Raw genomic sequence first — 25,386 nt, forward strand, 5'->3', positions numbered from 1 at the left:
GCTTGTGGATGCCATTGAACGCGCCTATAATGCGTCAGCTTGTCGCCCCGGGGTCCCCGCAATACGGTGCGACGAGTCCGATGCAGGCATGCATCGCATGCCATTCGCGTGAGGCGGCGATGGAAGCAGCGAGTGTTTTGGCAGAGTCGACGAACGGCGAACCGGTCATCGCAGACTGGCTCATGAAACGCAACTGTTCGGTATCGCCGCGGCAGTTCGTGCTGTTTTACGTGTCGCTCGCGGGCTTCTCGCTGGTGATCGCGGCATTGCTGATGTGGCGGGGAGCGTGGCTCGTCATGCCCTTCACCGGGATCGAATTGCTGGCGGTAGGCGTCGCGTTCGCGATCTATGCGCGCCATGCAGTCGATTACGAGCGTATCAGGCTGTTTCCGCACCGGCTCGTGATCGAGCGGATGGATGCGGAGCGGTTCACGCAGATCGAATTCAACCCGCGCTGGGTGCGGGTCGAGCCGGGTGCGACGCCACGCGATCCGATTCGACTGGTATCGCGCGGGCAGACCGTCGTAATCGGGCAGCATCTCGCGCAGTACAAGCGTGCGCAGTTCGCCGACGAACTGCGCGTGTCGCTCAGGCGCTGCGGCTGACGAGGCGCAGGCACCGGCCCAGGGCCGGAGGCTTGCGACGGGGGAGGGTTTGAATGGAAATTTTGGGTAAGGATGCTATGAAAACAATCAAGCGAGCCCTCACGGGCGTGCTGGCATGCAGCAGTCTGCTCTTTGCCGGCGCTGCTCTGGCGGTCGGTGATAGCCCGGGCGGCCCCCGCGTCAACGAGATCAACTTTCAGCCGCCGGTCACGAAGATCGCCGAGGAGCTCTACGATCTCCACACGATGATGCTGATCCTCTGTACGGTGATCTTCGTCGGCGTGTTCGGCGTGATGTTCTATTCGATCTTCGCGCACCGCAAATCCAAAGGCCACAAGGCCGCCAATTTCCATGAAAGCACGACCGTCGAAATCATCTGGACGATCGTGCCGTTCATCATCGTCGTGCTGATGGCGCTGCCGGCCACGAAGGCCGTCGTCGCGATGAAGGACACCACCAACGCCGATCTCACCATCAAGGTCACCGGCTATCAGTGGAAGTGGGGCTACGACTACGTGAAGGGCCCGGGCGAGGGCATCAGCTTCCTGTCGACGCTCAGCACGCCGCGTGACGAAGTGATGGGCAAGAAGCCGATCACCGAAACCTATCTGCAGGAAGTCGACAACCCGCTCGTCGTGCCGGTCAACAAGAAGATCCGGATCATCACGACCGCGAACGACGTCGTCCACTCGTGGTACGTGCCCGCGTTCGGCGTGAAGCAGGATGCGATCCCCGGCTTCGTGCGCGATACGTGGTTCAAGGCCGACAAGGTCGGCACGTTCCGCGGCTTCTGTACCGAACTGTGCGGCAAGGAACACGCGTTCATGCCGGTCGTCGTCGAAGTGCTGTCGGACGAAGACTACGCGAAGTGGGTCAGCGCGCAGAAGGGCAAGCTCGCGAACGCAGCGGTCGATCCGAACAAGGTCTACACGATGGCCGAACTCGTCGCGCACGGCGAGGAAGTCTACAAGGCGAACTGCGCGGCCTGCCACCAGGTGAACGGCAAGGGCCTTGGCGCGTTTCCCGCGATGGACGGCAGCGCGATCGTGAACGGCCCGATCGCCGGCCACGTCGAGCGCGTGCTGCACGGCAAGGGCGCGATGCCGTCGTGGGCGTCGCTGTCGGACCTCGACATCGCATCGGTCATCACCTACGAACGCAATTCGTGGGGCAACCACAAGAACGACCTGCTGCAACCGAAGCAGGTAGCCGACGCACGCAACGGCAAGATGCCGGAAGACGCAGCAGGCGCGGCCGCACCGGCCGACGCGGCATCGGCGCCGGCGCAAGCCGCGTCGGGCGCGGCCGAGCAGCCCGCCGCAGCGGCGGCGGTGTCCACGGTCTACTTCGAAACGGGCAAGAGCGTGCTGCCGGCCGACGCGAAGGCGGCGATCGCCGCCGCGGCCGACTATGCGAAGGCGCATCCGGACGCGAAGCTCGCGCTGTCGGGCTTCACCGACAAGTCGGGCTCGGCCGACGCCAATGCGGAGCTCGCGAAGCGCCGCGCGCAAGCCGTGCGCGATGCGCTGAAGGCTGCGGGCGTGGCGGAAGACCACATTGTTCTCAAGAAGCCGGAAACGATCACGGGCGGCGCCGACGCGAAGGAAGCGCGGCGCGTCGAGATCGGGCCGGCGGCTTGACGTGTCGCTGAGTTAGTCGACGTATTCGCATTAGGAGATTCTCATGTCTAGCATCGGGCACGACGTAGCCGCGGGCCACGCGCACGACGACCACGCGCACGAAACACCGCACGGCTGGCGCCGCTGGCTGTTCGCCACCAACCACAAGGACATCGGTACGCTGTACCTGCTGTTCTCGTTCATCATGTTCCTGTCGGGCGGCGTGATGGCGCTCGCGATCCGGGCCGAGCTGTTCGAGCCGGGCCTGCAGATCATGCGTCCGGAGTTCTTCAACGAACTCACGACGATGCACGGGCTGATCATGGTGTTCGGCGCGATCATGCCGGCGTTCGTCGGCTTCGCGAACTGGATGATTCCGCTGCAGATCGGCGCATCCGACATGGCGTTCGCGCGGATGAACAACTTCAGCTTCTGGCTGCTGCCGGTCGCGGCCGTGCTGCTGGTCGGTTCGTTCTTCGCGCCGGGCGGCGCGACGGCCGCCGGCTGGACGCTGTACGCACCGCTGTCGACGCAGATGGGCCCGGGCATGGACTTCGCGATCTTCGCGGTCCACATCATGGGCGCGTCGTCGATCATGGGCGGCATCAACATCGTCGTGACGATCCTGAACATGCGCGCACCGGGCATGACGCTGATGAAGATGCCGATGTTCGCATGGACCTGGCTGATCACCGCGTACCTGCTGATCGCCGTGATGCCGGTTCTCGCGGGCGCGATCACGATGGTGCTGTTCGATCGCCACTTCGGCACGTCGTTCTTCAACGCGGCAGGCGGCGGCGACCCGGTGATGTACCAGCACATCTTCTGGTTCTTCGGCCACCCCGAGGTGTACATCATGATTCTGCCGGCGTTCGGGATCGTGTCGCAGGTGATCCCGGCGTTCGCGCGCAAGACGCTGTTCGGCTACAGCTCGATGGTGTACGCGACCGCGTCGATCGCGATCCTGTCGTTCATGGTCTGGGCGCACCACATGTTCGCCACGGGCATGCCGGTCACCGGTCAGCTGTTCTTCATGTACGCGACGATGCTGATCGCGGTGCCGACGGGCGTGAAGGTGTTCAACTGGCTCGCGACGATGTGGCGCGGCTCGATGACGTTCGAAACGCCGATGATGTTCGCGATCGGCTTCCTGTTCGTGTTCACGTTCGGCGGCCTGACGGGCCTGATGCTGGCGATGGCGCCGCTCGACATCCAGTACCACGGCACTTACTTCGTGGTCGCGCACTTCCACTACGTGCTGGTGGCCGGTTCCCTGTTCGCGCTGTTCGCGGGCTGGTACTACTGGTCGCCGAAGTGGACGGGCTGGATGTACAACGAGACGCGCGGCAAGATCCACTTCTGGTCGTCGATGATCTTCTTCAACCTGACGTTCTTCCCGATGCACTTCGTCGGCCTCGCGGGCATGCCGCGTCGCTATGCGGACTACCCGGCGCAGTTCACCGACTTCAACCAGATCGCGACGATCGGTGCATTCGGTTTCGGCCTCGCGCAGGTGTACTTCCTGTTCGCGGTCGCGCTGCCGGCCTACCGTGGCGGCGGCGACCTCGAAAAGGCGTCGGACAAGCCGTGGGACGGCGCGACGGGCCTCGAATGGACGGTGCCGAGCCCGGCTCCGTTCCACACGTTCGAGCAACCGCCGCACGTGGAATAAGTTACGCCGTGCGTTCCGCCGCTGCCTGCCGTGCAGGCAGGCGCGGCGGGCGCCGGACCGAAGTTTCAGCGCAGTTTCAGCGAAGTTCCAGATGAACCGGAATCCACAAGAAAGACGAACGCCCGAGCAGATTCGCGCGGGCAACAAGCGGCTCGGCCTCATCCTGCTCGTCATCGCCGCCGTTTTCTTTGTGGGTGTCGTGATCAAGCAGTGGTGGCTGTCCACTCACTGATGCAGCAACTGACGCAGTAGCGAGGAAGTAGTCGTATGTCGAAGCCGGAAGATGGCGCCGTCGATCGGGCGTTCAATCGTTCGATGCTGGTGAAGCTCTTCGTCGTCGCCGCACTGATGTTCGGCTTCGGCTTCGCGCTGATTCCGATGTATCGCGCGATTTGCCAGATCACCGGCATCAACAATCTGGTGCAGCGCGATGTCAGCGCGCGTGAAGCGAAGAGCTCGCAGGTCGACTACGGCCGCACGGTGTCGGTGGAGTTCGATGCGAATGCGCGCGGCCCGCTCGGTTTCAAGCCGGAGCACAACAGCCTCGACGTGCATCCGGGCGAGCTGACGACGATCGTCTACGACGTGACCAACGGGCAGGCCCGGTCGGTGGTGGCGCAGGCGATTCCGAGCTACGCGCCGAAGCAGGCGACGGAGTTCTTCAAGAAGATCGAGTGTTTTTGCTTCACGCAGCAGACGCTGGCCGCGAACGAGTCGCGCAAGATGCCGGTGGTGTTCGTGATCGATCCGAAACTGCCGAAGGACGTGAAGACGATCACGCTGTCGTACACGTTCTTCGAGCTCAATACGCCGGCCGCGCCGGCGCCGGCGCCGCGCAAGAGCGCGGAGCAGGGCGCGGCGAAACCGGCCGCATGACCACGGAGACGGGGCGATGACGGAGATCAAGCGGAGCGGGACGTTCGGCCAGGCGGTACGGGCGGTGTTGTGGTCGTTCTTCGGGGTGCGCAAGCGGCGCGATCTCGAAGCCGATGCGACGCAGCTCAATCCGTTGCACGTGCTGATCGTCGCGTTGATCGCGGCCGGCATGTTCATCGGCGTGCTGATCCTGATCGTGCGTGCGGTCGTGGGCTGACGCCCGCGGCGACGAAAGAATGCAGTGCGTGGCGCCCCGGGCGCCGCGTACGGGAAAGAGTGGCGGCCGTCGCGCCGCGCCAGAAATAAGACCGGAGCGGTTTCCGGTACACAAATTGGACTGAAGTGGAGAATCAAGCATGAGCGGTCAAAACCAGACCCCGTACTATTTCGTGCCGCATCCGTCGCAGCATCCGATCAGCGCGGCCGTCGGCCTGCTGGTCATGCTTGGGTCGGTGGCGCTGTGGCTCAACGGTCACGACTGGGCGCCGTTTACGGCGCTGCTCGGGCTGCTGTGGCTGCTCTTCACGCTGTATCACTGGTTCGGTGACGCGATTTCCGAGTCGGAAGGCGGTCATTACGGCAAGAACGTCGACAAGTCGTACCGCTGGAGCATGAGCTGGTTCATCTTCTCCGAAGTGATGTTCTTCGGCGCATTCTTCGGCGCGCTGTTCTACGCACGTGAAATCGCGCTGCACCAGCTCGGCAGCCTCGACTACAAGCTGATCTGGCCGGACTTCTCCGCCGTGTGGCCGAACGAAGGGCCGGGCGCGCTCGCCGGTCACTTCAAGACAATGGGGCCGTGGCCGATCCCGACGCTGAACACCGCGCTGCTGCTGTCGTCGGGCGTCACGCTGACGATCTCGCACCATGCGCTGCGCGACGATCACCGCAAGAAGGCGATCGCATGGCTCGCCGCGACGCTCGTGTTCGGTGTCTGCTTCCTGTTCCTGCAGGGCTTCGAGTACTACCACGCGTACAACGAACTGAACCTCACGCTGAATTCGGGTGTCTATGGCTCGACGTTCTTCCTGCTGACGGGCTTCCACGGTTTCCACGTGTTCCTCGGCGGCACGATGCTCGCGGTGGTGCTGGTGCGGATGATCCGCGGCCACTTCAAGCCGGATCACCATTTCGCATTCGAAGGCGCCGCGTGGTACTGGCACTTCGTCGACGTCGTCTGGCTCGGCCTGTACGTCGTCGTCTACTGGCTGTAAATGGAACGACGGCCCGCGCAGCGATGCGCGGGCCGTTTCAGATTGGCGGGGTGCGGGCAGCTGACGGTTGCCGCGCGCCCGACGCCACCGGGCGCCGCCGCGACTCAGTCAGGCGGCGCTTTTGCTTGGCGGCGCCGGTGTGCGGCGATATGTCACAGCGGCTGCTGTGGCCCCGGCAGACGCGGCACCGGCTGCCGCAGCGTCGGCTGCCGCAGCGAATCCATCAACGCCCGATGGGCAGGCCGGTCGAATGGATCCAGCCCATCCAGTTCGCGAACAGGATGAACAGGAACAGCGACACCGACAGCCCGACGCGGGTGGCGAGCGACCAGGCCATGCGTTTCGTGTGGCCGCGGTCGTGCATCATGAAGTAGAGCGCCGAGCCCATGCTGGCGATGATCAGGACGAAGGCGATGGGAACGAGGATGTGCATGACACGAACCGGACGACGGCAATTCGACAGGAAGCGGATAATTATCGCACTTCGCTTTCGCGGCTGCGGCCGGTGGGCGGCGCGATGAAGATCCGCTGGCTGCCCGCGCTGCTGATACTCGCCGTCGTCGCCGCGGCGATCCGCCTCGGCTTCTGGCAGCGCGACCGCGCGCATCAGAAGGAGGCGCTGCAGGCGGACATCGTGCGCTACGAGCACGCCGCGCCGGTCGACCTGGGCGCGCAGCCGGTTGCGCTGGCGTCGATCGAGTTTCACCGCGTGCGGGCGAAAGGCCGCTTCATGCCCGAGCAGGTGGTGTTCCTCGACAATCGGCCGTATAACGACCAGCCGGGTTTTTACGTCGTGATGCCGTTTAAACTCGCGGGCGGCGGCGTCGTGCTGGTGAATCGCGGCTGGCTGCCGCGCAACATCGCCGATCGCACGGCGATCGAGCCGTTTTCGACGCCCGCGGGCGACATCGAGATCGAAGGCATCGCGCGCGCCGACGCGTCGCGTGCGTTCGAGCTCGGCGAAGGCGGCTCGGCCGCGTACCAGAAGATCCGCCAGAACCTGGACGTGGCCGCGTATGCGAAGGAAACCGGCTTGCCGCTGCAGCCGTTCGTGATCCAGCAGACGAGCGACGACGGCGACCGGCTCGTGCGCGACTGGCCGGCCGCGACGACCGGCGTCGAGCGCAATTACGGTTACATGTTTCAGTGGTGGGGCATCGCCGCAGCCGCGCTCGGTTTCGGCCTGTACGCCGCGCGGCGGGCGGCGAAGAAGTCGGCCGACGCGTGAGCGCGGTGCCCGGACGCGGCGACGGCGCCGCGGGTTCGTTTCGAGAGGTTTGATTTGTCCATGCAATCTTCCCGTCAGGGTCCGGCCGCGACGCCGGTTTCGCCGGCGGCGCGCAAGCGCGGCCGCTGGATGCTCGTGCTGCTCGGGCTCGTGTGCGCGGCGCCGATCATCGCGTCGTACTTCACCTATTACGTGATCAAGCCGAAGGGCGGCTCGACCAACTACGGCACGCTGATCGAGCCGCAGCGGCCGATCCCGGCCGACCTGCAGGTCACCGACGAAACCGGCAGGACGGTGCCGCTGGCGTCGCTGCGCGGTGTGTGGCTGTTCGTGATGACCGACCGCAGCGCATGCGACGATGCCTGCGCGCAGAAGCTCTATTTCATGCGCCAGATCCGCGTCACGCAGGCGGGCGAGCGCCACCGGCTGACGATGGTGTGGCTGCGCAGCGATGCGGGCGCGATTCCGCCGAAGGTGCTCGAGGCCTACCCGGACACGCGGCGGCTGGTCGCCGATCCGGCCGCGGTCGCCGCATGGCTGCCGGCCGACGCGGGCACGACGGACAGCGACCACCTCTACCTGGTCGATCCGAACGGCAACCTGATGATGCGTTTCCCGAAGAACCCGAACCCCAGCAAGATCAAGACGGACGTCACGAAGTTGCTGAAGTGGTCGAGCATCGGTTAAGGCGACACAACGAGGCACACATTCGATGTCGTATCTACTGCAACTCGGCCTGATCGGCCTGTGCATCGCGCTGCTGCCGCTGTCGTACGTGTGGGTGAAGGCCGACGACGACAAGTTCCGCAAGCTGGTGTGGGTCACCACCTTCATGACGCTGGACCTCGTGATGTTCGGCGGCTTCACGCGTCTCACCGATTCGGGCCTCGGCTGCCCCGACTGGCCGGGCTGCTACGGCACGTCGTCGCCGTTCATCGCGCACGCGGCGATCACGGCCGCCCACCAGGCGATGCCGAGCGGCCCCGTCAGCATGTCGAAGGCGTGGATCGAGATGATCCACCGCTATTTCGCGATGGCGATCGGCGTGCTGATCATCGCGCAGGTGGTGATCGCGTGGTCGGCGCGGCTGCGCCGCCGCCCGCTGTCGGTGTCGCCGTGGTGGCCGACGAGCCTGCTGCTGCTGATCGTCGTGCAGGGCGCGTTCGGCGCGTGGACCGTCACGATGAAGCTGCAGCCGGTGATCGTCACGACCCATCTGCTGCTCGGCCTCGCGCTGCTCGGCACGCTCGGCTGGCTCGCGGCGCGGCAGACGCCGCTGCCCGCGCATGATCCGGAGGCCGGCCGCTACCGCGCCGCCGCACTCGCCGCGCTGGTGTTGCTGGTCGTGCAGATCGCGCTCGGCGGCTGGGTGAGCACGAACTACGCGGTGCTCGCGTGCACCGACTTCCCGACCTGCAACGGCCAGTGGATTCCGCCGATGAATTTCGGCCAGGGCTTCCATCTGTGGCGCGCGCTCGGGATGACGAAGGACGGCGACGCGATCACGCAGGACGCGCTGGTCGCGATCCACTGGACGCACCGCACGTTCGCGTTCGTCGTCGTCGCGTATCTGGTCGCGTTCGCGCTGAAGATGCGCCGCTTCGAGTCGCTGCGGCGGCCGGCGAACGGCGTGCTGCTGGTCGTGCTGCTGCAGTTTCTGACGGGCCTGACCAACATCGTGCTGCAGTGGCCGCTGCCGGTCGCCGTCGCGCACAACGGCGGCGCCGCGATCCTGCTGCTGCTCGTCGTCATGTTAAACTTTCGCATCCTTTCAAGCCGCCCCGGCCGTGTCGTGCAGCCCGCGCGCGACGCCGCCCCGGCGTGACCGCCCCCATGCAAAGCATCCTCTCCCAATCGCCCGGTAGCCGGTTTTCGCAGTACATGGCGCTGACGAAGCCGCGTGTCACGCAGCTCGCGGTGTTCTGCGCGGTGATCGGCATGTTCCTCGCGACGCCGGGCATGGTGCCGTGGCGCGTGCTGATCGGCGGTACGGTCGGCATCTGGCTGCTGGCCGGCGCCGCGTTCGCGATCAATTGTCTGGTCGAGCAGAAGATCGACGCGATGATGCGCCGTACCGCGTGGCGGCCGTCCGCGCGCGGCGAGATCACGACGCCGCAGATCCTGCTGTTCTCGGCCGTGCTCGGCAGCATCGGCGCATGGACGCTCTACACGTTCACGAACCCGCTGACGATGTGGCTGACGATCGCGACGTTCGTCGGCTACGCGGTGATCTACACGCTGCTGCTCAAGCCGATGACGCCGCAGAACATCGTGATCGGCGGCGCGTCGGGCGCGATGCCGCCGGCGCTCGGCTGGGCCGCGGTCACCGGCGCGGTGCCGGGCGACGCGTGGATTCTCGTGCTGATCATCTTCGTGTGGACGCCGCCGCATTTCTGGGTGCTCGCGCTCTATCGCCGCAAGGATTACGAAAACGCGGGGCTGCCGATGCTGCCGGTCACGCACGGCGAGCAATACACGCGGCTGCACATCCTGCTGTACACGGTGATCCTGTTCGCCGTCACGCTGATGCCGTTCATTTCCGGCATGAGCGGCGCCGTCTACCTGACGAGCGCGGTGCTGCTCGGCGCGGTGTTCCTCGCGTATGCGTGGAAGATCTACCGCGACTATTCGGATGCGCTCGCCCGCAAGGCGTTCCGCTACTCGATCGTCTACCTGTCGCTGCTGTTCGCCGCGCTGCTCGTCGATCACTATGCGCGCCCGTTGCTCGGCGTGTAACTGCACGGTTTGAACGCAATGCTCCATTCACGGTTCGGGCGCCGCGCGCGCCAAGGCTGGCTGCTCGCGTGCGCGTTCGCCGCCGCGACGCTGCTCGCCGGTTGCGACAACGCGCCGAAATTCCAGAATCTCGACATCACCGGCAATACGCAGTTCGGCACCGACTTCTCGCTGCCCGACACCGCCGGCAAGGTGCGCACGCTCGCCGACTTCAAGGGCCGCGCGGTCGTGATGTTCTTCGGCTATACGCACTGTCCGGACGTGTGCCCGACCACGATGGCCGAGCTGTCCGAGGCGCTGAAGCAGCTGGGCCCCGATGCGGCGAAGCGGGTGCAGGTGCTGTTCGTCACCGTCGATCCGGAGCGCGACACGCCGGCGCTGCTCGGCCAGTACGTGCCCGCGTTCGATCCGTCGTTCATCGGGCTGCGGCCGGCCGACGAAGCGCAGCTCAAGAAGGTCACGAAGGACTTCCGCGTGTACTACGCGAAGGTGCCCGGCAAGACGCCCGGCAGCTACACGATGGATCACACCGCCGCGAGCTACGTGTTCGATCGCGACGGCAAGCTGCGCCTGTTCGTGCGCGACGGCCAGGGCCCCGGCCCGTGGGTCCACGACCTGAAACTGCTGGTCGACTGAGCGGCGCCAAGCCGCCTCGGCGCCTCAGCGCGCGGGCCGCTGCCCGGCGCGACGCGTGACGGCGCCGCCGTCACGCCTGCTTCCCTCTTTCCTGTCCGATCGCGATGCACGATGCGCGTGCGCACGTCGTGCGCGCGTGCGTTCATGCGCCGCCGCGTCGGTCACGGCAGCGCCGGCACGTTGAAACCCTGCGCGGCGCGCGTGATCCGGAATTCGGTGACGCGATAGGTCGCGAGCCCTTCGGTCACGAACGGATCGGTGGCGAGAATCGCGTCGAGTTCGTCGCGGTCGATGCGCGCGGCGAGAATCACGCCGCCTTCGCGCGGCACCTTCGGCCCCGCCGCGATGAAGATGCCGCGCTCGAACAGCGGCTGCAGATACGCGCGATGGCGTTCGAGTGCATCGTCGATGCGCTCGAGCGACGCGTGGTACTGGATGTCGATGACGTACATGGATGATCCCGGAATGGCGCCGGCGCGCTGCGCGCCGGCCAGCCGGTCTTTGTAGCACAGGCGCGCACCGGTGTCGTGCCGTGCGCCGGCCGGTTGTATTCAAGTCGTAAGCGTCGCTGCCGTAAATACGTACGCAACCGTTTGCGCGCGGCTGGCCGTCGGCGCGCAGCGGGGCATGACTTCGACAACAAGGCACGTAGATGAGCAGAATGAGTTTGAACCGCAAGCTGTGGCTCGCGCTTGCGCTGGTATGGATCGGTCTGCTGGGCGTAGGCGCATGGAGCGCATACGAGACGCGCGCGACGATGCTCGCCGAACGCAAGCAAGGCATCGCGAATCTCGTCGATTCGGCGGCCGGCATCGTGGCCGCGTATCACGCGCTCGCGCAGAGCGGCACGCTGCCCGAGGCCGACGCGAAGCGCGACGCGCTCGCGAGCCTCGCCGCGATGCGCTACGGCGAGTCGGGCTACGTGTTCGTGATGGATTCGAAGCCGGTCGTGCTGATGCACCCGACGTTGCCGAAACTGGTCGGCACGCAGGTCGGCGATTATCTCGATCCGGACGGCAAGCCGCTGTTCGTCACGATCCTGAACGCCGCGAAGGCGACCGGCAGCGGCTTCGCCGAGTATCGCGGGCGACTGCCGCACAGCGAGACCGCGGTGCCGAAGATCAGCTACGTGACGCGCTTCGCGCCGTGGGACTGGAACATCTCGAGCGGCGTGTTCCTGAAGGACATCGATACCGTCTACTACCGCACGCTGTTCGGCCACCTCGCGGTCGTGCTGGTGATCGGCTTCGTGATCAGCGCGGCGATGCTCGTGATCATCCGCAACGTGCGCGGCAGCCTGGGCGGCGAGCCGGACGAAGCGGCCGCGCTGGCGGCCCGCATCGCGCAGGGCGACCTCACGCAGCCGGTGCCGGTGCGCGCGGACGACCGCACCAGCATGATGGCCGCGATGCGCGACATGCAGGCGCGCCTGCAGGCGACGATCGGCGGGATTCGTCAGTCGGCGGAGTCGATCGCGTCGGCGAGCCGCGAGATCGCGTCGGGCAACAACGACCTGTCGCAGCGCACCGAGGAGCAGGCCGCGTCGCTCGAGGAAACGGCCGCGAGCATGGAGCAGTTGACCGCGACGGTGAAGCAGAACGCCGACAACGCGCGGCAGGCGAGCGGGCTCGCGAACAACGCGTCGGAGATCGCGCGCACCGGCCACGACGTCGTGAGCCGCGTGATCGGCACGATGGGGCAGATCGACGACAGTTCGCGCAAGATCGCCGACATCATCGGCGTGATCGAGGGCATTGCGTTCCAGACCAACATCCTCGCGCTGAACGCGGCGGTCGAGGCGGCCCGCGCGGGCGAGCAGGGACGCGGCTTCGCGGTGGTCGCGGGCGAGGTGCGCTCGCTCGCGCAGCGCAGCGCGACGGCCGCGAAGGAGATCCGCGCGCTGATCGTCGATTCGGTCGAGCGCGTGCGTAACGGCTCGGCGCTGGTCGGCCAGGCCGGCACGACGATGGGGGAGATCCTGCAGGCCGTCGCGCGTGTGACCGACATCATGGGCGAGATCGCGGCCGCGTCGGAGGAGCAGGCAAGCGGCATCACGCAGGTCGGGCGCGCCGTCACGCAGATGGACCAGGTGACGCAGCAGAACGCGGCGCTCGTCGAGGAGGCCGCGGCCGCCGCCGCGTCGCTGCAGGAGCAGGCCGGGCGGCTGCGCGAGGCGATCGGCGCGTTCCGCGTCGCCGAGGCGGCCGGCGGCGCGCGCTGACTCATCTGGCCGGCGGCCGGTGGCCGTGGCGGCGGTCGTTCGTCGGCCCCGTTGAGGTGCATACATATATGAGCGGGATGTATTTCACTTCCGCGCGATCCTGTGACACCATTTGCCCCTTCCTGCGAGTCCGGGGATACCCGTATCGCGCCCCTATTTCAGTTAGCAACGAAGTGAGAAACAGATGAAGCGTCGCAGTCTCCTGAAGGTATTTTCCGTGGTGGCCACCGGTGCCGCGCTGACGCTGTCGGCGGGCGCCCACGCCGAAGACAAGGTGATCAAGGTCGGTACGGTCGCCGGCCCGGATGCGCAGGTGTGGCAGGTCGTGCAGAAGGTCGCGAAGGAGAAGCAAGGCCTGAACGTGAAGGTCATCGAGTTCAACGACTACGTGCAGCCGAACGCGGCGCTCGACGCGGGCGACCTCGATGCGAACAGCTTCCAGCACCAGCCCTACCTCGACAGCCAGGTGAAGCAGCGCGGCTACAAGATCGTCAGCGCGGGCCTGACCTACATCTCGCCGATCGGCGTGTATTCGAAGAAGTTCAAGGCGCTGAAGGATCTGCCGCAAGGCGCGAAGCTCGCGGTGCCGAACGATCCGTCGAACGAGAACCGCGCGCTGCTGCTGCTGCAGACGCAAGGCGTGATCAAGCTGAAGGCCGGCGCCGGCACGGGCGGCAACAACGCGACGGTGCTCGACATCGCCGAGAACCCGAAGAAGCTGAAGATCTCCGAGCTCGACGCCGCGCAACTGCCGCGCGTGCTGTCGGACGTCGACGCGGCCGTGATCAACACGAACTACGCGCTCGCCGCGAACCTGCAGCCGACCAAGGACGCGATCGCGCTCGAATCGCTGACGAGCCCGTATGCGAACCTGATCGCCGTGCGCGCGAAGGACAAGGACCAGCCGTGGGTGAAGAAGCTGGTCAGCGCGTACCAGTCGCCGGAAGTGCGCGAATTCATCAAGAAGCAGTTCAAGGGCTCGATGGTCGCGTCGTTCTGAACGCCGCACACCGGTCCGATTGCCGACCCGAAGGGCCTGCCGCGCGCAGGCCCTTTTTCATTGGGGCGGGCGCTGGCCCGTGGCCGCTGGCGGCGCGTGCGGCCACGGGCACGTTCATCTGACGAAAGGCCGGTTTCGTGCCGAGACTGTGCGACGCGGGCGCATTGCCATATACTGTATATCCATACAGTTGTGGGTGGCGTCATGCTCGCATCCTCCATTTCTCCCGAATCCCTTCATCCGTCGCTGTGGCGCGGCTCGCAGCTCGCGCGCGGCGGCCCGCGCACGATCGACACGGGCTTCGCGTCGCTGTCCGCCGAGCTGCCGGGCGGCGGCTGGCCGGTCGGCGCACTCGTCGAGCTGCTGGCCGCGCAGCCGGGCTGCGGCGAGATGCGCCTGCTCGCGCCCGCGTTCGCGCAGTCGGTCAGCGCGCGGCGTCCGCTCGCGCTGGTCGCGCCGCCCCATGCGCCGCATGCGAGCGCGCTGGCCGCCCTCGGCGTGCCGTCCGATGCGCTGCTATGGCTGCGCGCGGGCAGCCGTACCGACGCGTTGTGGGCCGCCGAGCAGGCGCTCAAGACGGGCTGCTGCGGAGCGCTGCTGCTGTGGCAGGACGCGCGGCCCGATGCACTGCGGCGCTTGCATCTGGCGGCCGCGCGCACCGGCGACACGCTGTTCGTGATGCTGCGCGCGCTGTCGGCCGTGCGGCAGCCGTCGCCGGCCGTGCTGCGCGTCGCGCTGCATCCGGTGCCGGGCGGCGTGTCGCTCGACATCGTCAAGCGTCGCGGGCCCGCGCGCAGCGAACCGCTCGCGCTCGAATTGCCGTCGCCCATCGTGGAGAGCCGCTATGCGCGTCTTGCTCGGCATCCATCTGCCGCGCCTGCCGCTCGACGTGTGCGCCCCGCCGCCGTCTGACGCAGAAGCCGGCGCGGCCGGCTGCGCGGTGCTCGAGCAGGGCGTCGTGCTGATTGCCGACGCGCCCGCGCGCCGGCACGGCGTGCGCGCGGGCATGAAGCGCGGCGGCGTGCTGACGCTCGCGCCCGGCACGCGGCTCGTCGAGCGCGATCCGGCGCGCGAGGCCGACGCGCTGCGCGCCGTCGCGCTCGCGTTGCTGCGCTTCTCGCCGTGCGTCGCGCTCGACGACGAAGCGACGCTGATCGTCGACGTCGGCCCGAGCCTGCGGCTGTTCGGCGGCTTGCCGTCGCTGTGCCGCCAGGTGCGCGCGACGCTCGCGGCGCTCGGCTATGCGGCGCACCTGTCGGCCGCGCCGACCGGGCGCGGCGCGTGGCTGCTCGCGCGCACGTCGGCGCGTGCGCGGGTGCGGCGCCGCGTGGCGCGACCGGCTTCGCTCGGCCGCACGCTCGATCGGTTGCCGTGCGTGCTGCTGCCGGATGCGCGTCCGTATGCGGGCTGGCTCGACGGGCTCGGCTGCCGCACGCTCGCCGATCTGCGCGCGCTGCCGCGCGCCGGGCTGCAGCGCCGCTGCGGGCCCGCGCTGCTCGCGGCGCTCGATCGCGCGTACGGCGATGCGCTCGAGCCGCTCGCATGGATGACGGTGCCGCCCGTCTTCGACGTGCGGCTCGAGCTGCCGGAGCGCGTCGAATACGCGCAAGCCGTGCTGTTCGCCGCGCAGCGGCTCGTGGTGCAGCTCTGCGGCTGGCTGGCCGCGCGCCAGCTGTCGCTCGCTGCGATGACGTTCGATCTCGAGCACGAGCGCGGCCGCCAGGCCGTGCCGCCGACCGCGCTGGAGCTCGCGTTCGCCGCGCCCGTGCGCGACGAAGCGCACTTCATGCGGCTGCTCGGCGAGCGGCTCGCGCGCGTCGAGCTGCCGGCCGCGGTGATCGCGGTGCGGCTGAAGGCCACGCGCGTCGAATCGGTCGCGCCGCCGGCCGACGATCTGTTTCCGGAGCCGGGCGGCACGCGCGAGACGCGCGCGCGGCTGTTCGAGCTGCTGTCGGCGCGGCTCGGCGCGGACAACGTGCTGCGCGCGGCGCGCGTCGCCGATCACCGTCCGGAGGCCGCCAACCGCTGGCTGCCGCTCGACGCGCAGGCGGGCAAGGCCGCGGCCGGGCCGCCCGACGCGCCGCCGCGTCCCGCATGGCTGCTGGCCGAGCCGTTGCCGCTGCTGATGCGCGGCGAGCGGCCGGTATTCCATACGCCGCTCAGGATGATGTCGTCGGCCGAGCGGATCGAAGGCGGCTGGTTCGACGGGCAGCACGTGGCGCGCGACTACCACGTCGCGCAGGACGAAGCGGGTGCGTGCTACTGGGTGTTCCTCGAGCGTTCCGAAAGCGCGGCCGAGCCGCGCTGGTTCCTGCACGGCCTGTTCGGGTGAGCGACGATGGCCGCGCAAATCACCTGGCTGCCCGACTACGCGGAGTTGTTCTGCCGCTCGAACTTCTCGTTCCTGCATGGCGCGTCGCATGCGGAGGAGCTCGTCGCGCGCGCGGCGGAGCTCGGCTATCGCGGCCTCGCGATCACCGACGAATGCTCGCTGGCCGGCGCGCCGCGCATGCATGTCGCCGCGCAGGCGCAGGGGCTGCCGCTCGTCGTCGGCGCGTATTTCGCCGTCACGCCCGATGAGGTCGCGCCGGGCCACGATCCGGGGCCCGGCGCCTTCGGGCTCGTGCTGCTCGCGCAGAACCGCGAGGGCTACGGCAATCTTGCCGAGCTGATTTCCTGGCGGCGCATGGCGGCGCCGAAGGGCACCTACACGCTGACGTCGCGGATGCTGTCGGCGCCGCCTGCGGCATTCGCACACCTGCGCGGCATGCCCGACTGTTTCGCGATCCTCGTGCCCGTGTATCCGGTGCGCGCCGACGTGCTCGATGCGCAGGTCGCATGGTTTCGCGCGACCTTCGGCGAGCGCGCGCGGCTCGGGCTCGTGCAGTTGCAGCGCGCGCTCGACGGCGCGCAGCGCGAGGAGATCCGCGCGGCCGGCGAGCGGCGCGGCGTGCCCGTCGTCGCGCTCGGCGACGTGACGATGCACCGGCGCTCGTGCAAGCCGTTGCAGGACGTGATGACGGCGATCCGCGTCGGCATGCCGGTGGCCGAGTGCGGCTACGCGCTGGCGCCGAATGCCGAGCAGCACCTGCGGTCGCGGCAGCGCATCGGGCAGCTGTACTCGCCGGACGAGATAGCGCAAACCTGCGAGATTCTCGACGCGTGCGATTTCGAGCTCGGCTCGCTGCGCTACGAGTATCCCGACGAGATCGTGCCGGCGGGGCTCACGCCGACGCGCTATCTGGAACAGGAAACCCTCGCCGGCGCGCGCGCGCGTTATCCGCGCGGGGTGCCGGAGAAGGTCGCGAAGCTGATCCGCCATGAGCTCGACCTGATCGCGAAGCTGAGCTACGAGCCGTTCTTCCTGACCGTCTACGACATCGTCAAATTCGCGCGCAGCCGGAACATCCTGTGCCAGGGCCGCGGCTCGGCTGCGAATTCGGTCGTCTGCTATTGCCTCGGCATCACCGAGGTCGATCCCGATCAGAGCACGATGCTGTTCGAGCGCTTCATCAGCGAGAAGCGCGGCGAGCCGCCCGACATCGACGTCGACTTCGAGCACCAGCGCCGCGAAGAGGTGATTCAGCACATCTACCGGAAGTACGGCAAGGATCGCGCGGCGATCGCCGCCGCCGTCTCGACCTACCGCCCGCGCGGCGTGCTGCGCGAAACCGGCAAGGCGCTCGGCGTCGATCCGATGCTGGTCGACCGCGTCGCGAAGGCGCACCGCTGGTTCGACGGCAGCCGCGATCTGCTGAAGCAGTTCGCGTCGACCGGGCTCGATCCGGCCACGCCGCTGATCGCCACGTGGGCCACGCTCGCCGCGCGGCTGCTGAACTTTCCGCGCCACCTGTCGCAGCACTCGGGCGGCTTCGTGATCAGCCGCGGCAAGCTCACGCGGCTCGTGCCGGTCGAGAACGCGGCGATGGACGGGCGGCGCGTGATCCAGTGGGACAAGGACGATCTCGAAGCGCTCGGCCTGATGAAGGTCGACGTGCTCGCGCTCGGCATGCTGTCGGCGCTGCATCGCGCCTTCGACCTGCGCACCGCGTGGCGCGGCCCGCAGCCGGACGGCGAGCCGTTCACGATGAAGCACGTCCCGCAGGACGACGAGGCGACTTACGACATGATCTGCCGGGCCGATACGGTGGGCGTGTTCCAGATCGAGTCGCGCGCGCAGATGTCGATGCTGCCGCGGCTGAAGCCGCGCAACTACTACGACCTCGTCGTCCAGGTGTCGATCGTGCGGCCCGGGCCGATCCAGGGCGGCGCCGTGCATCCGTACCTGAAGCGGCGCCGGATCATGTCCGGCGAGGAGCAAGGCAAGGTCACCTATCCGAGCGACGCGCTCAAGGAGGTGCTCGAGCGCACTCTCGGCGTGCCGATCTTCCAGGAGCAGGTGATGCAGATCGCGATCGTCGCGGCGGGCTTCACGCCGGGCGAGGCCGACGAGCTGCGGCGCGCGATGGCCGCGTGGAAGCGCAAGGGCAATCTTGAGAAGTATCACGACAAGATCGTCGAAGGGATGCTCGCGCGCAATTACACCCGCGAATTCGCCGAGCAGATCTTCGAGCAGATCAAGGGCTTCGGCGAATACGGCTTCCCCGAAAGCCACGCGGCGAGCTTCGCGAAACTCGCGTATGCGAGCAGCTGGCTCAAGTGCCACGAGCCCGCGATCTTCGTCGCGGCGCTGCTGAACAGCCAGCCGATGGGTTTCTATGCGCCCGCGCAGCTCGTGCAGGACGCGAAGCGCCACGGCGTGCAGGTGCTGCCGGCCGACGTCACGCAAAGCGGCTGGGAGACGTCGCTCGAAGCGCTGCCCGGTCAGCCGCCGCCACACGGCCAGCCGGCGGTGCGGCTCGGCCTGGCGCTCGTGCGCGGGCTCGGCGAGGCGGCCGCGCGGCGCATCGAGGCCGCGCGCGCGGCCGGCCCGTTCGACAGCGTCGACGCGCTCGCGCGCCGCGCGCAGCTCGAGCGGCGCGATCTCGAGGCGCTCGCCGCCGCGAACGCGCTGGCGGCGCTCGCCGGCCATCGCCGCGACGCATTGTGGCAGGCCGTCGCCGCGGCGCCCGAGCGCGACCTGCTCGCCGCCGCGCCGATCGACGAAACGGAGCAGCCGGCGCTCGGCGCGCCGTCCGAAGCCGACGACATCCTCGCCGACTATCACACCATCGGCCTGACGCTGAACCGCCATCCGGTCGCGCTGCTGCGGCCCGCGTTGCGCGCGCAGCGGCTGTCGTCCGCGGCCGAGCTGCGCGACCGTCCCGACGGCCGGCTCGCGCGCGCGTGCGGGCTCGTGATCGCGCGGCAGATGCCGGGCACCGCGAAGGGCGTGATGTTCATGACGCTCGAAGACGAAACGGGCTGCGTGAACGTGATCGTGCGGCCCGAGCTGCTCGCCCGGCAGCGGCGCGAAACGCTTGACTCGCGGCTGCTCGCTGCGTCGGGCGTGTGGCAGGTCGTCAGCGACGTGAGGCACCTCGTCGCGCAGCATTTCGAGGATCTGACGCCGCTGCTCGGCGGCCTGCGCACGTCGAGCCGGGAATTTCACTGAGGGCGCGACAGAGGGCGGGGCGTGTCGATTGCCGCTCACCGCTCACCGCGAAACGCTCATCCATACACCGGTCATCCCGGCTCACCCGCACCCCGCTCGGTCGCATGCATACCAGTGGCCCTAACTGGTTCTATTTCGGTATCGATTCTGCCTCGTTGCGCACGCCGAAGCGAGGCTGCAACCCGTCCCTTTGCATACCACTCCGGGTAAATCCCTATCCCGCATCACCTTGTAAACAAAGGACTTCTTGCGACTAAACCGCTTGTCGGACAAGGCTTCCCGCGATTTCCACACGTCTAATACCAGTTCGTTGACTGGTATTATGGTGGTTATATAATGCGTTCACTTTCGACGGCTCGACGGCCGTCGTCCGACCCGCGGAGGCATATGGAAACCGGCTGCTCCGAACTGGCGCCCGATCCCCTCGACGACACGCCGCTGTATCTGCAGCTCGCCCGCAATCTGGCGAGCGCGATCCACGCCGGCGCGTGGCGCGCGGGCGAGGCGCTGCCGTCGGAGCGGCTGCTGTCGGACACGGTCGGCGTATCGCGCATCACGGCGCGCCGCGCGCTCGCGCTGCTGGTCGAGCAGGGGCTGATCCGGCGGGTGCGCGGGGCGGGCAGCTTCATCACGCCGCGCGTCGCCGATCCGCTGTCGCGGCTCGTCGGCTTCACCGAGAAGATGCGGCAGCGCGGCTTCATCCCCGATTCGGTGTGGCTCGCGCGCACGCTGCGCGTCGCGAGTCGCGACGAAATCGCGCATCTGGGGCTCGCGCCGGGCGCGACGGTTGCGCGGCTCGAGCGGCTGCGCCGCGCGGACGGCACCGTGATGGCCGTCGAGCACTCGACGCTGCCGGCCGCGGTGCTGCCCGATCCGCAGGCGCTCGGCGCATCGCTGTACGACTATCTGGCGGCGCGCGGGTCGAGCGTCGTGCGCGCGCTGCAGCACTTTCGCGCGGCCAACGCGACGCACGAGATCGCGAAATGGATGGGCGTGAAGCCGGGCGCGGCGCTGCTCGTGATCAGGCGGATCGGCTATGGCGCCGATCAGCGCGCGCTCGAAGTGACCGAATCGTATTGCCGCGACGACTATTACGACTTCGTCGCCGAACTGAAACGCTGACGCGCGAGACTGCGCGCGCCACACGACTGGAACGCAATGCAACGCAACGGAACGCAATCGCGCGCAACGCATCCCAACGAACTGGCACATCGCGACGCGGCGCTCCGCGTCACCGGATCATCAAGAGAAACGTCATGCTGACTGGCAACATCCTCACCCCCGACGGCTGGATTCACGGCTCGCTCGACAGCGAGAACGGCCGCATCACGATGGTCGACGGCACGCCCGCCGACCCGGCCAACAACGACGCGCCGTACATCCTGCCCGGCTTCATCGATCTGCACGTGCACGGCGGCGGCGGCGCCGACGTGATGGAAGGCGGCGACGCGATCGAGACGATCGCGCGCACCCACGCGCAGTTCGGCACGACGAGCCTGCTCGCCACCACGATGACCGCGCCGCGCGACGAGCTGATGGAAGTCGTCGCGAACCTCGGCACCGCCGCGCGCGCGCGCACGCCGGGCGGCGCACGCGTGCTCGGCGTGCATCTCGAAGGGCCGTACATCAACCCCGGCAAGCTCGGCGCGCAACCGGACGCGGCCGTGTCGGCCGTGCTCGACGAAGTGCTGAAATACCTGTCGATCGCGCCGATCCGCGTGGTCACGCTTGCCCCGGAGATCGCCGGCCACATCGAGATCATCGGCGAGATGGCCGCGCGCGGCGTGCGCGTGCAGCTCGGCCACTCGCTCGCGACGTACGACGACGCGGTCACCGCGCTCAAGCACGGCGCGTGCGGCTTCACGCATCTGTTCAACGCGATGTCGCCGCTGCATCACCGCAACCCCGGCCTCGTCGGCGCGGCGCTCGCGCATGCCGAGTACGCGGAAATCATCCCCGACCTGCTGCACGTGCATCCCGGCGCGATCCGCGCGGCGCTGCGCGCGATCCCGCGCCTGTACGTGGTGACCGACAGCACGTCGGCCACCGGCATGCCCGACGGCGAATACCGGCTCGGCAGCCAGCACGTGACCAAGTGCCTCGGCGGCGTGCGGCTCGCCGACGGCACGCTCGCGGGCAGCACGCTGACGATGGATCAGGCGCTGCGCAACCTCGTGTCGCTCGGCCTGCCGATCGCCGACGTGTCGAACCGCATGTCGCGCTACGCGGCCGACTACCTCGGCATCGCGGACCGCGGCCGCCTCGAGCGCGGCGCATGGGCCGACCTCGCGGTATTCGATCGCGACCTGAACCTCACCGCGACCTACGTCGAAGGAGAATCGATTGTCGAATATGCTTAAGGAAGCACGCGAGGCCGCCCAGGTCGTCGCCGCGCAGCTCGCCGATACCGCGCGCGTCGAGGCGCTCGCCGGCCAGCTGCTCGATCACCCGCCGGCCGTCGCGCTGACGGTCGCGCGCGGCAGCTCGGATCACGCCGCCAGCTATTTCGCGAGCCTGACGATGAGCCGCCTCGGCGTGCCGGTCGCGTCGCTGCCGATGTCGGTCGCGACCTTGCAGCAGGCGCCGCTGAAGGTGCACGACCAGCTCGCGCTCGCGTTTTCCCAGTCGGGCCAGAGCCCCGATCTCGTCAACACGATGGCCGCGCTGCGCGAAGCCGGCGCGCGGACCGTCGCCGCGGTCAACGTGCTGCCGTCGCCGCTCGCCGATGCGTGCGAGCACCAGTTGCCGCTGCTGGCCGGCCCCGAGCTGTCGGTCGCCGCGACCAAGAGCTATATCGCGATGCTGTCGCTGTCCGCGCAGATCGTCGCGTTCTGGCAGCGCGACGCCGCGCTGGTCACCGCGTTGCGCGGCCTGCCCGACGTGCTCGCGCAAGCGGGCCGGCTCGACTGGTCGGCGGCGGTGGCCGCGCTTTCGGGCATCGAGCGGATGATCGTGATCGGCCGCGGCCTTGGCCTCGCGATCGCGCAGGAAGCCGCGCTGAAGCTGAAGGAAACCTCGGGCATCCAGGCCGAGGCATTTTCGAGCGCCGAAGTCCGGCACGGCCCGATGGAGCTGATCGAGCGCGACTATCCGCTGCTCGTGTTCGCGCCGCCGGGGCCGGAGCAGGCCGGGCTGCTGCAGCTCGCGCAGGACATGCGCGCACGCGGCGCGGCGGTGCTGCTCGCTGCGCCCGCCGGCACGCCGGGCGCGAACCTGCCGCTCGCGCAGTCCGCCCATGCGGCGCTCGATCCGATCGCCGCCATTCTGTCGTTCTACGTGATGGCGGCCGAGCTCGCCGTCGCGCGCGGTCGCAATCCCGACACGCCGCGTCACCTGAACAAAGTCACCGAAACGCACTGATAGCCGAGACAGCCGATGAGACGCGCCGAGGAGTCCCAGTTGAAGAGTTCCGCCCAAGATCAGATCGTCCTGCTCGCCCCGCTGAGCGGGCCGATCGTCGCGCTGGCCGATGTGCCCGATCCGGTGTTTGCCGGCGGGATGTTCGGCGACGGCATCGGCATCGACCCGCTCGCGGGCCGGCTCGTCGCGCCATGCGCCGGCGTCGTGTCGCATCTGGCGCGTACCGGCCATGCGGTGACGATCACGACGCCGCAAGGCGCGCAAGTGCTGCTGCACATCGGCATCGACACCGTCGAGCTGAACGGGCAGGGCTTCACCGCACGCGTCGAGGACGGCGCGCACGTCGCGCCGGGCGACCTGCTGATCGAGTTCGATCAGGACGTGGTCGCACGCAGCGCGCATTCGCTCGTGTCGGTGATCGCGATCGCGAACTCGGATGCATTCGACGTCGTCGAGCGCGCGAGCGGCTTCGCGACGGCCGGCGAGACGCCGCTGCTGACGCTGCGCGCCAACGGCGCAGCGGCCGGGCAGGCCACGCAGGCCGCTCATGCGACCGCGACCGCGACTTCGGCGCACGAAGTGCGCCGCCAGATCGTGCTCACGCAGCCGGGCGGCCTGCATGCGCGCCCGGCCGCGCGGGCGCGCGAATCCGTGCGCGGTTTCGACGCGACGGTCGACGTGCAGTTCGACGGCCGCCACGCGTCGATCGCGAGCGTCGTGGGCCTGCTCGGCCTCGGCGCCGGCGAAGGCGCGACGGTCGAGCTGATCGGCCGCGGCGCGCATGCGCAGCAGGCCGTCGACGCGGTCGCGCGCGAGCTGCTGCGCGAAGCGCACGGCGAAGTGGAAGAGACGCCGGCACGGCTGCGCTCGCCGGCGCCGCCGACGCTGCGGCACGACGACGGCGCGGCGCGCGCCGGTGCGCCCCTCGATCCGAACACGCTCGCGGGCGTATGTGCGGCGCCCGGCATCGCGGTCGGCACGCTGGTGCGGCTCGACGATGCCGACATCGTGCCGCCCGAACCGGCGAGCGGCACGCCCGCGTCGGAAAGCCGCCGCCTCGACCAGGCGCTGAAGGCGGTCGACGCCGAACTCGGCGAAACGGTGCGCAACGCGTCCGCGCGCGGCGCGGTGGGCGAGGCCGGCATTTTCGCGGTGCATCGCGTGCTGCTGGAGGATCCGACGCTGGTCGACGCGGCGCGCGACCAGATCAGCCTCGGCAAGAGCGCCGGCTTCGCGTGGCGCGCGACGATCCGCGCGCAGATCGACACGCTGTCGCGGCTCGACGACGCGCTGCTCGCCGAGCGCGCGGCCGATCTGCGCGACATCGAGAAGCGCGTGCTGCGCGCGCTCGGTCACACGAGCGGCGCGACGCGCGCGCTGCCCGACGAGGCCGTGCTCGCCGCCGAGGAGTTCACGCCGTCGGACCTGTCGTCGCTCGATCGCGAACGCGTGACCGCGCTCGTGATGGCGCGCGGCGGCGCGACCTCGCATGCGGCGATCATCGCGCGCCAGCTCGGCATCCCGGCGCTCGTCGCGGTCGGCGATGCGCTGTACGCGATTCCGGACGGCACGCAGGTCGTCGTGGACGCGAGCGCGGGCCGGCTCGAACATGCGCCGAGCGCGGTCGACGTCGAGCGTGCGCGCCACGAACGCGAGCGCCTCGACGGCGTGCGCGAAGCGAACCGCCAACATGCGCGCGAAGCCGCCGCGACGGCCGACGGCCGCGCGATCGAAGTCGCCGCGAACATCGCGACGCTCGACGACGCGAACACCGCGCTCGACAACGGCGCCGATTCGATCGGGCTGCTGCGCACCGAGCTGATGTTCATCCATCGTCAAACCGCGCCGAGCGTCGTCGAGCACCGGCAGAGCTACCAGTCGATCGTCGACGCGCTGCAGGGCCGCACCGCGATCATCCGCACGCTCGACGTCGGCGCGGACAAGGAAGTCGACTATCTGACGCTGCCGCCGGAGCCGAATCCGGCGCTCGGCCTGCGCGGCATCCGGCTCGCGCAGGTGCGCCCCGATCTGCTCGACGATCAGCTGCAGGGTCTGCTCGCGGTGAAGCCGTTCGGCGCGGTGCGCATCCTGCTGCCGATGGTCACCGACGCGGGCGAACTCGTGCGGCTGCGCGCGCGCATCGACGAATTCGCGCGGGCGCAGGGTCGCACCGAGCCGATCGAGGTCGGCGTGATGATCGAGGTGCCGTCGGCGGCGCTGCTTGCCGATCAACTCGCACGGCACGCGGATTTCCTGTCGATCGGCACCAACGACCTCACGCAGTACACGCTCGCGATGGACCGCTGCCAGGCCGACCTCGCCGCGCAGTCCGACGGCCTGCATCCGGCCGTGCTGCGCCTGATCGACATCGCGGTGCGCGGTGCGGCGAAGCATGGCAAGTGGGTCGGCGTGTGCGGCGCGCTCGGCGGCGATCCGCTCGCGGTGCCGATCCTCGTCGGCCTCGGCGTGACCGAGCTGTCGGTCGACCCGGTGGCGGTGCCGGGCATCAAGGCGCGCGTGCGCCGTCTCGATTACCAGCTGTGTCGCCAGCGTGCGCAGGATCTGCTCGCACTCGACTCGGCACAGGCGGTAAGGGCAGCAAGCCGCGAGGTCTGGCCGCTCGACTGAACGTCGACGGCGGGCGCGCGTCCCGTATCACCACGAA

General features: G+C 68.6%; 23 protein-coding genes. 21 read left to right on the top strand and 2 right to left on the bottom strand.

The annotated features are described in order from the left end of the window. Positions 1 to 80 precede the first annotated feature (80 nt). From MBR110_RS03695 to MBR110_RS03725, 7 genes are all read left to right on the top strand, one after another. Positions 81 to 605: a DUF2244 domain-containing protein gene (locus MBR110_RS03695; RefSeq protein WP_045578759.1), complete on the top strand. Its 525-nt coding sequence runs from the start codon at positions 81 to 83 to the stop codon at positions 603 to 605. A 53-nt stretch (positions 606 to 658) separates the two neighbouring features. Then, positions 659 to 2,245: a cytochrome c oxidase subunit II gene (gene coxB / locus MBR110_RS03700; protein WP_181709172.1), complete on the top strand. Its 1,587-nt coding sequence runs from the start codon at positions 659 to 661 to the stop codon at positions 2,243 to 2,245. 43 nt (positions 2,246 to 2,288) lie between these two features. After that, positions 2,289 to 3,896 carry a cytochrome c oxidase subunit I gene (gene ctaD / locus MBR110_RS03705; protein ID WP_011886103.1) on the top strand — a complete coding sequence of 536 codons (1,608 nt, stop codon included), beginning with the start codon at positions 2,289 to 2,291 and terminating at the stop codon, positions 3,894 to 3,896. A 91-nt stretch (positions 3,897 to 3,987) separates the two neighbouring features. Beyond that, on the top strand, positions 3,988 to 4,128 hold the full coding sequence (locus MBR110_RS03710; protein WP_006760728.1) for a cytochrome oxidase small assembly protein: 141 nt from the start codon (positions 3,988 to 3,990) through the stop codon (positions 4,126 to 4,128). Positions 4,129 to 4,163: 35 nt separating this feature from the next. Beyond that, positions 4,164 to 4,772, top strand: coding sequence for a cytochrome c oxidase assembly protein (locus MBR110_RS03715; protein ID WP_014723693.1), 609 nt, complete (start codon positions 4,164 to 4,166; stop codon positions 4,770 to 4,772). 16 nt (positions 4,773 to 4,788) lie between these two features. Next, the gene (locus MBR110_RS03720) at positions 4,789 to 4,989 is read left to right on the top strand and encodes a DUF2970 domain-containing protein (RefSeq protein ID WP_060122355.1); all 201 of its coding nucleotides are present in this window, start codon (positions 4,789 to 4,791) and stop codon (positions 4,987 to 4,989) included. Positions 4,990 to 5,128: 139 nt separating this feature from the next. Next, positions 5,129 to 5,986, top strand: a complete 858-nt coding sequence (locus MBR110_RS03725; RefSeq protein ID WP_011886100.1) for a cytochrome c oxidase subunit 3 — start codon at positions 5,129 to 5,131, stop codon at positions 5,984 to 5,986. 223 nt (positions 5,987 to 6,209) lie between these two features. On the opposite strand, the gene MBR110_RS03730 is transcribed toward MBR110_RS03725, so the two are convergent. Beyond that, positions 6,210 to 6,419, bottom strand: a complete 210-nt coding sequence (locus MBR110_RS03730) for a twin transmembrane helix small protein (RefSeq protein WP_011886099.1) — start codon at positions 6,417 to 6,419, stop codon at positions 6,210 to 6,212. Between the two features lie 84 nt (positions 6,420 to 6,503). Between MBR110_RS03730 and MBR110_RS03735 the strand changes: the two genes are divergently transcribed. The 5 genes from MBR110_RS03735 to MBR110_RS03755 are packed head-to-tail and all read left to right on the top strand — an operon-like array spanning position 6,504 to position 10,586. Further along, entirely contained in the window at positions 6,504 to 7,214 is a 711-nt protein-coding gene (locus MBR110_RS03735; protein WP_034192578.1) for an SURF1 family protein, read from the top strand. Positions 7,215 to 7,274: 60 nt separating this feature from the next. After that, entirely contained in the window at positions 7,275 to 7,901 is a 627-nt protein-coding gene (locus MBR110_RS03740) for an SCO family protein (protein WP_014723691.1), read from the top strand. Between the two features lie 25 nt (positions 7,902 to 7,926). Beyond that, positions 7,927 to 9,039, top strand: a complete 1,113-nt coding sequence (locus tag MBR110_RS03745; RefSeq protein ID WP_014723690.1) for a COX15/CtaA family protein — start codon at positions 7,927 to 7,929, stop codon at positions 9,037 to 9,039. Positions 9,040 to 9,047: 8 nt separating this feature from the next. Then, positions 9,048 to 9,950, top strand: a complete 903-nt coding sequence (gene cyoE / locus MBR110_RS03750) for a heme o synthase (RefSeq protein ID WP_011886095.1) — start codon at positions 9,048 to 9,050, stop codon at positions 9,948 to 9,950. Positions 9,951 to 9,968: 18 nt separating this feature from the next. Beyond that, positions 9,969 to 10,586 carry an SCO family protein gene (locus MBR110_RS03755; protein ID WP_014723689.1) on the top strand — a complete coding sequence of 206 codons (618 nt, stop codon included), beginning with the start codon at positions 9,969 to 9,971 and terminating at the stop codon, positions 10,584 to 10,586. Between the two features lie 161 nt (positions 10,587 to 10,747). Here the strand turns inward: MBR110_RS03755 and MBR110_RS03760 are convergent, their stop codons facing one another. After that, positions 10,748 to 11,038, bottom strand: a complete 291-nt coding sequence (locus MBR110_RS03760; protein ID WP_011886093.1) for a YciI family protein — start codon at positions 11,036 to 11,038, stop codon at positions 10,748 to 10,750. A gap of 200 nt (positions 11,039 to 11,238) precedes the next feature. Here MBR110_RS03760 and MBR110_RS03765 point away from each other — a divergent pair, with 200 nt between their 5' ends. The 9 genes from MBR110_RS03765 (at position 11,239) to ptsP (ending at position 25,349) form a co-directional block, all read left to right on the top strand. Beyond that, positions 11,239 to 12,807 carry a methyl-accepting chemotaxis protein gene (locus tag MBR110_RS03765; RefSeq protein ID WP_045578760.1) on the top strand — a complete coding sequence of 523 codons (1,569 nt, stop codon included), beginning with the start codon at positions 11,239 to 11,241 and terminating at the stop codon, positions 12,805 to 12,807. A gap of 184 nt (positions 12,808 to 12,991) precedes the next feature. Next, a complete protein-coding gene (locus MBR110_RS03770; protein WP_011886091.1) occupies positions 12,992 to 13,807 on the top strand; it encodes a MetQ/NlpA family ABC transporter substrate-binding protein in 816 nt (271 codons plus the stop codon). 204 nt (positions 13,808 to 14,011) lie between these two features. Beyond that, the gene (gene imuA / locus MBR110_RS03775; RefSeq protein WP_059605924.1) at positions 14,012 to 14,719 is read left to right on the top strand and encodes a translesion DNA synthesis-associated protein ImuA; all 708 of its coding nucleotides are present in this window, start codon (positions 14,012 to 14,014) and stop codon (positions 14,717 to 14,719) included. Continuing rightward, a complete protein-coding gene (locus tag MBR110_RS03780; RefSeq protein WP_034192548.1) occupies positions 14,652 to 16,139 on the top strand; it encodes a Y-family DNA polymerase in 1,488 nt (495 codons plus the stop codon). Before imuA ends, MBR110_RS03780 begins: the two co-directional genes overlap by 68 nt. 6 nt (positions 16,140 to 16,145) lie before the next feature. Continuing rightward, a complete protein-coding gene (locus MBR110_RS03785; RefSeq protein ID WP_011886088.1) occupies positions 16,146 to 19,361 on the top strand; it encodes an error-prone DNA polymerase in 3,216 nt (1,071 codons plus the stop codon). Positions 19,362 to 19,748: 387 nt separating this feature from the next. Continuing rightward, on the top strand, positions 19,749 to 20,483 hold the full coding sequence (locus MBR110_RS03790; RefSeq protein ID WP_176000002.1) for a GntR family transcriptional regulator: 735 nt from the start codon (positions 19,749 to 19,751) through the stop codon (positions 20,481 to 20,483). 134 nt (positions 20,484 to 20,617) lie between these two features. Beyond that, a complete protein-coding gene (nagA, locus tag MBR110_RS03795; RefSeq protein ID WP_011886086.1) occupies positions 20,618 to 21,721 on the top strand; it encodes an N-acetylglucosamine-6-phosphate deacetylase in 1,104 nt (367 codons plus the stop codon). Beyond that, positions 21,714 to 22,721, top strand: coding sequence for an SIS domain-containing protein (locus tag MBR110_RS03800; protein ID WP_014723683.1), 1,008 nt, complete (start codon positions 21,714 to 21,716; stop codon positions 22,719 to 22,721). Before nagA ends, MBR110_RS03800 begins: the two co-directional genes overlap by 8 nt. Before the next feature lie 15 nt (positions 22,722 to 22,736). Continuing rightward, positions 22,737 to 25,349 (top strand): phosphoenolpyruvate--protein phosphotransferase, encoded by a 2,613-nt coding sequence (gene ptsP, locus MBR110_RS03805; RefSeq protein WP_059475374.1) that lies wholly within the window; start codon positions 22,737 to 22,739, stop codon positions 25,347 to 25,349. Positions 25,350 to 25,386 lie beyond the last annotated feature (37 nt).

Origin of the sequence: Burkholderia sp. MBR-1 (assembly GCF_013822785.1) — a bacterium.
Taxonomy (GTDB): Bacteria; Pseudomonadota; Gammaproteobacteria; order Burkholderiales; family Burkholderiaceae; genus Burkholderia; species Burkholderia vietnamiensis.